This is a genomic window from Nocardioides sp. (assembly GCF_036374615.1).
In the GTDB taxonomy this organism is placed as follows: Bacteria; Actinomycetota; Actinomycetes; order Propionibacteriales; family Nocardioidaceae; genus Nocardioides.
Genome location: NZ_DASUTK010000042.1, coordinates 1 through 6369, shown reverse-complemented (window position 1 = coordinate 6369; position 6369 = coordinate 1). Strand labels below are relative to the sequence as shown.

General features: G+C 70.5%; 9 protein-coding genes. All 9 read right to left on the bottom strand.

Annotated elements, in window-relative coordinates; translation table 11 throughout:
* A partial coding sequence (gene atpB, locus VFZ39_RS03605; RefSeq protein WP_330864355.1) for a F0F1 ATP synthase subunit A occupies positions 1 to 812 on the bottom strand: 812 nt, incomplete at its 3' end.
* Positions 809 to 1243: a hypothetical protein gene (locus tag VFZ39_RS03600; RefSeq protein ID WP_330864354.1), complete on the bottom strand. Its 435-nt coding sequence runs from the start codon at positions 1241 to 1243 to the stop codon at positions 809 to 811. The genes VFZ39_RS03600 and atpB, both read right to left, overlap by 4 nt.
* A 3-nt stretch (positions 1244 to 1246) precedes the next feature.
* A complete protein-coding gene (locus VFZ39_RS03595) occupies positions 1247 to 1510 on the bottom strand; it encodes an AtpZ/AtpI family protein (protein WP_330864353.1) in 264 nt (87 codons plus the stop codon).
* Positions 1511 to 1839: 329 nt separating this feature from the next.
* Positions 1840 to 2976, bottom strand: a complete 1137-nt coding sequence (locus VFZ39_RS03590; RefSeq protein ID WP_330864352.1) for a glycosyltransferase family 4 protein — start codon at positions 2974 to 2976, stop codon at positions 1840 to 1842.
* A gap of 3 nt (positions 2977 to 2979) precedes the next feature.
* The gene (locus VFZ39_RS03585) at positions 2980 to 3651 is read right to left on the bottom strand and encodes an L-threonylcarbamoyladenylate synthase (protein WP_330864351.1); all 672 of its coding nucleotides are present in this window, start codon (positions 3649 to 3651) and stop codon (positions 2980 to 2982) included.
* A gap of 4 nt (positions 3652 to 3655) precedes the next feature.
* The gene (gene prmC, locus VFZ39_RS03580) at positions 3656 to 4486 is read right to left on the bottom strand and encodes a peptide chain release factor N(5)-glutamine methyltransferase (protein WP_414690256.1); all 831 of its coding nucleotides are present in this window, start codon (positions 4484 to 4486) and stop codon (positions 3656 to 3658) included.
* 5 nt (positions 4487 to 4491) lie between these two features.
* Positions 4492 to 5565, bottom strand: coding sequence for a peptide chain release factor 1 (gene prfA, locus VFZ39_RS03575; RefSeq protein WP_330864349.1), 1074 nt, complete (start codon positions 5563 to 5565; stop codon positions 4492 to 4494).
* A gap of 103 nt (positions 5566 to 5668) precedes the next feature.
* Positions 5669 to 5887, bottom strand: a complete 219-nt coding sequence (gene rpmE, locus VFZ39_RS03570) for a 50S ribosomal protein L31 (protein ID WP_330864348.1) — start codon at positions 5885 to 5887, stop codon at positions 5669 to 5671.
* A 210-nt stretch (positions 5888 to 6097) separates the two neighbouring features.
* The coding region (locus VFZ39_RS03565) for a hypothetical protein (protein ID WP_330864347.1) at positions 6098 to 6369 on the bottom strand (272 nt) is incomplete at its 5' end.

Below are 6369 nucleotides of genomic sequence, written 5' to 3'. Positions count from 1 at the left end.
TCGCCGTGGTCCCCGTGCCCAGCTGCTGCCATCCCGAAGTACAGGATCGTCAGCAGCGCGAAGATGAACGCCTGCACGCCGCCGATGAACAGCTCGAACAGCTTCCAGATGACCGTCGGGCCCCAGAACACGTAGGCGGGCAGCAGCCCGATCAGCGCGAGCATGATGCCGCCGGCGAAGATGTTGCCGAAGAGCCGGAGCGCGAGTGTCACCGGCTTGATCAGCTCCTCGATGATGTTCAGCACGGTGAAGAACGCCCGGGCCGGGATGTCCGCGGCCTTGTTGGAGGCCACCGAGCCGGAGATGAACCCTCCGAAGTAGCCGCCGAAGCCGCGCTCCCGGATGCCGTACATCCACGTCCCGATGAAGACCAACAGCGCCAGGGCGTAGGTCAGGTTGGTGTCGGCGGTGGGCGGCGGGAGCACGTGGCCGGTGTCCTCGTTCCAGGCGCTCGGGATGATCTCGAACCAGTTCGCGATCAGGATGAAGAAGAACAGGGCCACCGCCAGCGCGACGACGGTGCGGTTGACGCGGCCGAGGGAATCCTCTACCTGGCTGCTGACCCAGTTGACGAGGGTCTCCCACGCCAGCTGCAGCTTGGTGGGGACGTGGTCGTCGGTGTCCTTGGTCAGCTGCCGGCGGGCGACGAAGCCGAGTCCGACCACGATCGCGCCCGCGATCACTGTCGCCCAGATCGTGTCGAGGTGGAACGTCATCCCGTTCCACTCCCAGAGGACGTGGTGGCCGATCTCGATCGAGCTCTCCTCCTCGGAGCCGCCGTCCGCGGCCACCAGGGTCAGCTGACTGATCATGGCTTTCTCAACTCCTTGAGCAGAGGCACGCTGGTCATGATGAGGGCGACCAACCGGAAGATGGCCAGTCCGAGCAGCAGGCCGATGCCGTCGGGCCAGAACACGACGGCGATGGCCACGGCGACGGCAGTGAGCACGGTGAGCCGGGCGACGGTCGCGAAGACCATCTCGCTGCGGGTCGGCTGCTCACCCGAGGTGATGATGCGGAGCAGCCAGTACTCGGTGGCGAGGTGGTTGACCAGGCCGAGCCCGATGCCGCCCGCGATGCAGCCCGCGAGGGTCCACTCGCCGAACTGACCGGCGATCCAGTAGACCGCGATCGCGAAGCCGAGGGCCACCAGGATCGCCTTGCGCTGGTCCTTGACGACCCGACCGATGCTGGCGCGCTCGCCAGGGTTGATCGCGGGAGGGTTGGGGGAGGTCATGGTCATGCCTCACTCCTGAAGTGCGGAGCGGATCCGGAGCCAGAACCCGACGACCGCCAGCGCGATGCCGACCCCGACGCCGATGACGGTGAACAACGGGGCGGAGTCGAGGCTGCGGTCGAGCAGGAGTCCGATGACGGTGCAGAGGACGACCGAACCCACCAGGAGGGCGCCGAGGCCGATGAGGTCGCGTCCGCGCAGCGCTTGATCGGGAGGGGCTTGATCGGGAGGGCCCTGATCAGGGTGGGCGGCATCGGAGCGCTCATCGGCCATTCACCCGGGTCGCTTTCGGTCGTGGGCAGGTCACCCCGGAGACGGGGTGCGTCGACCCTGTGGGTACTCGACGGAGTGATGGGGGAAGCCCACCGGTCCAGGACCGACGACGGCGCGAAACTACCACAGCCACGGGGCCCGACGAACCCGGGGGCAGAGGCCCTGACAGGGCCTGAGAAGCGGCCCTGGGAGCGGGTGTCGCGGCGTGCGGTCGTCATCGGTGGCGGCCGTCCTGTCGTGGCGTTCGGAGGGTGCTTGTGAAAGGTATCACAAGGTCCGGAAGGCCCGAAAACCACTCTCCTCGTCCCACCCGGCGCACGGTCCGCTCGTCAGTCGTCGCTGTGGCTGAGGTGCGGCGTCTGGACGACGGGCACCAGGAAGGTGAGCGCGACGGTCACCGCGGCCGCGCCGGCGAGCGACACCCACATCAGCGTGCCCGTGTACAGGCTGGCGAGCACGGTGCCGAACCCGATCAGCCCGGCCCACAGCCACATGATCAGCACCGCTCGCCGTTGGCTGTGGCCGATCTCGAGCAACCGGTGGTGCAGGTGCTGCTTGTCGGGTGAGAACGGTGAGCGGCCGGCCCAGCCACGACGCGCGACCGCGAGCACCAGGTCGGCGAACGGGACGATCAGGATCGAGATGGGGAGCAGCAGTGGCAGGAAGTACGCAGCGGGGTTGACGTCGCTGCCGGCTCCGCCCCGGGAGAGCTCGGCACCGCTGAACTGGGTCGTCAGGGTGAGCGCGGACGCCGAGAGCACCAGTCCCAGCAGCATCGAGCCGCTGTCGCCCATGAACAGCCGGGCCGGGTGGAAGTTGTGCGGCAGGAAGCCGGCGCACGCCCCTGCCAGGGCGGCCGAGAGGAACGCTCCAGTGGTGGCGAGGGTGACGGCGTTGAGGTTCGCGAGCTGATAGCAGAACACGAAGAACGCGGCGGCGCCGATGCCGACCACGCCTGCCGCGAGCCCGTCCAGACCGTCGACGAAGTTGACCGCATTGACGGTCGCGATCACCAGCACCGCCGTCAGCAGCGCCCCCTGGGCCGCGTCGAGGGAGAAGAACTCCTGCTGAGCGGTCGGGATGAACCGCAGCTGGATCCCGGACCAGATCAGGAACGCGACTGCGATCACCTGACCGCCGAGCTTGGTCAGCCAGTCCAGCTCGAAGAGGTCGTCGAGCACCCCGACGCCGCACACCATCGCCCCGGCCAGGATCACCATCCCGGCGTCCTGGAAGACGAAGGTGCCCGCACTGGAGAGGAACGGCAGCTCCCTGCCCACGACGTACGCCGCCACGAGCCCGCCCAGCATCGCCAGCCCGCCCAGGTACGGGATCGGCTCGGCGTGGACGTCGCGGTCGCGGACCTCGGCGACCGCCCCGGTCCGCAGGGCGATCTCCCGGGCGATCACCGTCAGCAGGTAGGTGACGGCTGCGGAGACCAGGAAGACCAGCAGGTACTCACGCACCGGTCATCCCTCGTCGTCGTCGATCACGGTCGCGCCGAGCGGCGCCAGCACGTCGTTGAGCCGGTCGACCGACAGCGCACCACTGCGCAGCACGCGCCCTCGGTCGGTGGTGACGTCGACGATGGTCGACGCCTCGCCTGCGCTGACCGGCCCGGCGTCGACGATCACCGCCACATCGTCGCCGAGCTGGTCGAGAGCCTCGGTCGCGTCGAGCGCAGCCGGGCTCCCGCTCTTGTTGGCCGAGCTCACGGCGAGCGGTCCGGTCCGCTCGAGGACGGCGAGGGCGACCTCGTGGTCGGGCATCCGCACCGCGACCGTGCCCCGGGTGTCGCCGAGGTCCCACTGCAGCGACGGCTGCTGGCGGCACACGAGGGTCAGTGGCCCGGGCCAGAACGCGTCGATCAGGGCGCGCGCGTAGCCGGGCAGGTCGGTGGCCAGTGCGTCGATCGTGGTCGCGGCGCTGACCAGCACCGGCGGTGGCATGTTCCGGCCCCGTCCCTTCGCCGCCAGCAGTGCCTTCACGGCGTCGGGGTCGAATGCGTCGGCGCCGATGCCGTACACGGTGTCGGTCGGGATGACCACGAGATCGCCGCGCTGCACGGCCGACGTGGCCTGGGCAACGGCTTCCTCGCGCTCCTCGTCAGTGCCGGTCGGCAGCCGTTGCGCGCTTGTCACCCGCCTATCGTGCCAGCCGCGCCGTCACGTAGCGCGGACGCCCGGCGAGGTCGTCGTGGTCGCGCACGTCGCGGAAGCAGCCGGCCTCGGCGAACACCGCCGGCGCACTCTCGCCCTGGACGTCGGCGTGCTCCGCCCCGACCCAGCCGCCCGGTCGGAGCAGCCGCGACGCTCGGGCCGCGACCACCCGTAGCGCAGCCAGGCCGTCGTCTCCGGAGAACAGCGCCAGGTGGGGGTCGTGGTCGCGGGCCTCCGGGGCGACCGACTCCCACGCGTCGAGCGGGATGTACGGCGGGTTGCAGGTGACCACGTCCACCTGGCCGACCAGGTCCTCGAACGCCTCGGCCATGTCGCCCACCCGCAGGTCCACACCGGTGCCGGCCAGGTTGCGGTGCGCCCATGCGTGGGCGGCCGGGTCGAGCTCGACGGCGTGCACGCTCGCCGCCGGCACCTCGTCGGCGACCGCGCGGGCGATGGCTCCCGACCCGGTGCACAGGTCGACCACGACCGGGTGGTCGACCTCCTGGGCCCGCTCGACCGCCCAGCCGGCGAGCAGCTCGGTCTCGGGCCGCGGCACGAAGACGCCGGGACCGACCGCCAGCTCGACGTACCGGAAGCCCGTGAGGCCCAGCAGGTGCTGCAACGGCTCGCGCCGTGCGCGGCGCGCGACCAGCGTCTCGAAGCGTGCGGCCTGCTCCTCCGAGACGTGCTCGACGAGCGCGAGCCGTGGCTGCTCGATCCCGAGGACGTGGGCGAGCAGCGCGTCCGCGTCGTACGCCGGCGAGGGGACCCCGGCCTCCTCGAGCAGGGCCGCAGCCGTGCGTCGGCGCTCCAGCGGGGTCACGACTCGAGCGCCTCGAGCCGCGCCTCGAGCTCGGCCTCGACGCACGAGGCGAGCACCGGGTCGAGGTCGCCGTCGAGCACCTGGTCGAGGTTGTAGGCCTTGTACCCGGTGCGGTGGTCGGAGATCCGGTTCTCGGGGAAGTTGTAGGTGCGGATCCGCTCCGACCGGTCGACGGTGCGCACCTGGCTCCGCCGGGCCTCGCTGGCCTCGGCGTCGGCCTCTTCCTGGGCGGCCGCGAGCAGCCTGGCGCGCAGGATGCGCATCGCCTGCTCGCGGTTCTGGAGCTGGCTCTTCTCGTTCTGGCAGCTGACCACGATGCCGGTCGGCAGGTGCGTGATCCGGACCGCGGAGTCGGTGGTGTTGACGCTCTGGCCACCCGGACCGCTGCTGCGGAAGACGTCGATCCGCAGGTCGTTCTCGTCGACCTGGACGTCGACCTGCTCGGCCTCGGGCAGCACGAGCACGCCGGCGGCGCTTGTGTGCACCCGGCCCTGCGACTCGGTGACGGGGACCCGCTGCACGCGGTGGACGCCACCCTCGAACTTCAGCAGGCCGTACGGCGCCTGCCCCGGCTCGCTCACCCCGCGCGCCTTGACCGCGAGGGTGACTGACTTGTAGCCGCCGAGGTCGGACTCGGTGGCGTCGAGCACCTCGGTCGTCCAGCCGCGGCGCTCGGCGTACCGCGTGTACATGCGCAGCAGGTCGCCGGCGAAGAGTGCGGACTCCTCGCCACCCTCGCCGGACTTGACCTCGAGCAGCGCGTCCTTGGCGTCGGTCGCGTCGCGTGGCACCAGCAAGTGGCGCAGCCGCTCCTCCGCGGCGTCGCGGCGCTCGGCGAGGGTCTCGGCCTCCGCGGCGAAGGCTGCGTCGTCCCCGCCGAGCTCTCGTGCCGCCTCGGCGTCCTCCCCGAGCCGGCGCCATTCCTCCCAGGCGCGGACGATGGCCGACACCTCCGCGTAGCGCTGGTTCAGCCGCTTCGCGACGGCCTGGTCGGCGTGCGTCGCCGGGTCGGCGAGCCGCTGCTCGAGCTCGTGCCGCTCGGTCACGAGACCTTCGACGGCCTCGAACATGGGGCGCTCCTCAGTGGGATCGACGGGGCCCGGGGACGGCCCTCCCCGGCCGGTACAGCACGGCGCCGGTCACCATGGAGGGTGACCGGCGCCGGAGGCTGAGCTACTTCTTGTTCTGGGCCTGGGCGTAGCGCTTCTCGAACCGGGCGACGCGACCGCCGGTGTCGAGGATCTTCTGCTTGCCCGTGTAGAACGGGTGGCACTGCGAGCACACGTCGGCGTGGATGACGCCGTTGGCGGCAGTGCTGCGCGTGGTGAACGACGCGCCGCACGCGCAGGTGACCTGCGTGGTCACGTAGTCCGGGTGGATGTCCTTCTTCATGGTGTCCTCTCGCAAGGCTCGCCGGGTCGCCGAGCGCGGAGCGCGACGGCGTGAACCGGAAGCGGGATGGAGGCATTCTGCCACCGACCAGAACAATCCACTGAATCGAGATGTTCCCCCGGGCCCGGACCGCAGCCCTGACCGCGGCGTGTGCCTGAGAGTGCGCTGTAGCGCACTGTTGTGTCTCAGGACATCGCGGACACATATGTCTCAGGACTTCGCGGACACCTTTGTAGTCGATGGGTTGGCTGACTGGTAGCCGGATCGGGAGATCAGGTCGAACTCGACGATGAGGCTGTTGCCGTCGAAGACGGTGACGCGGTGGGCGCGGCGGAACAGGGTCACGGTCTTGCCCGCGTGGGTTCGTCCGATCCCGACGCGGGTGCGGTGGATCGTCACGGTGCCGTTGGCGGCGACCTTTCCCTGGGTGACCTGTAGTGGCTCCTCACCGGGGCCGGCCGGGACGGCTTTGGCGCCCAACG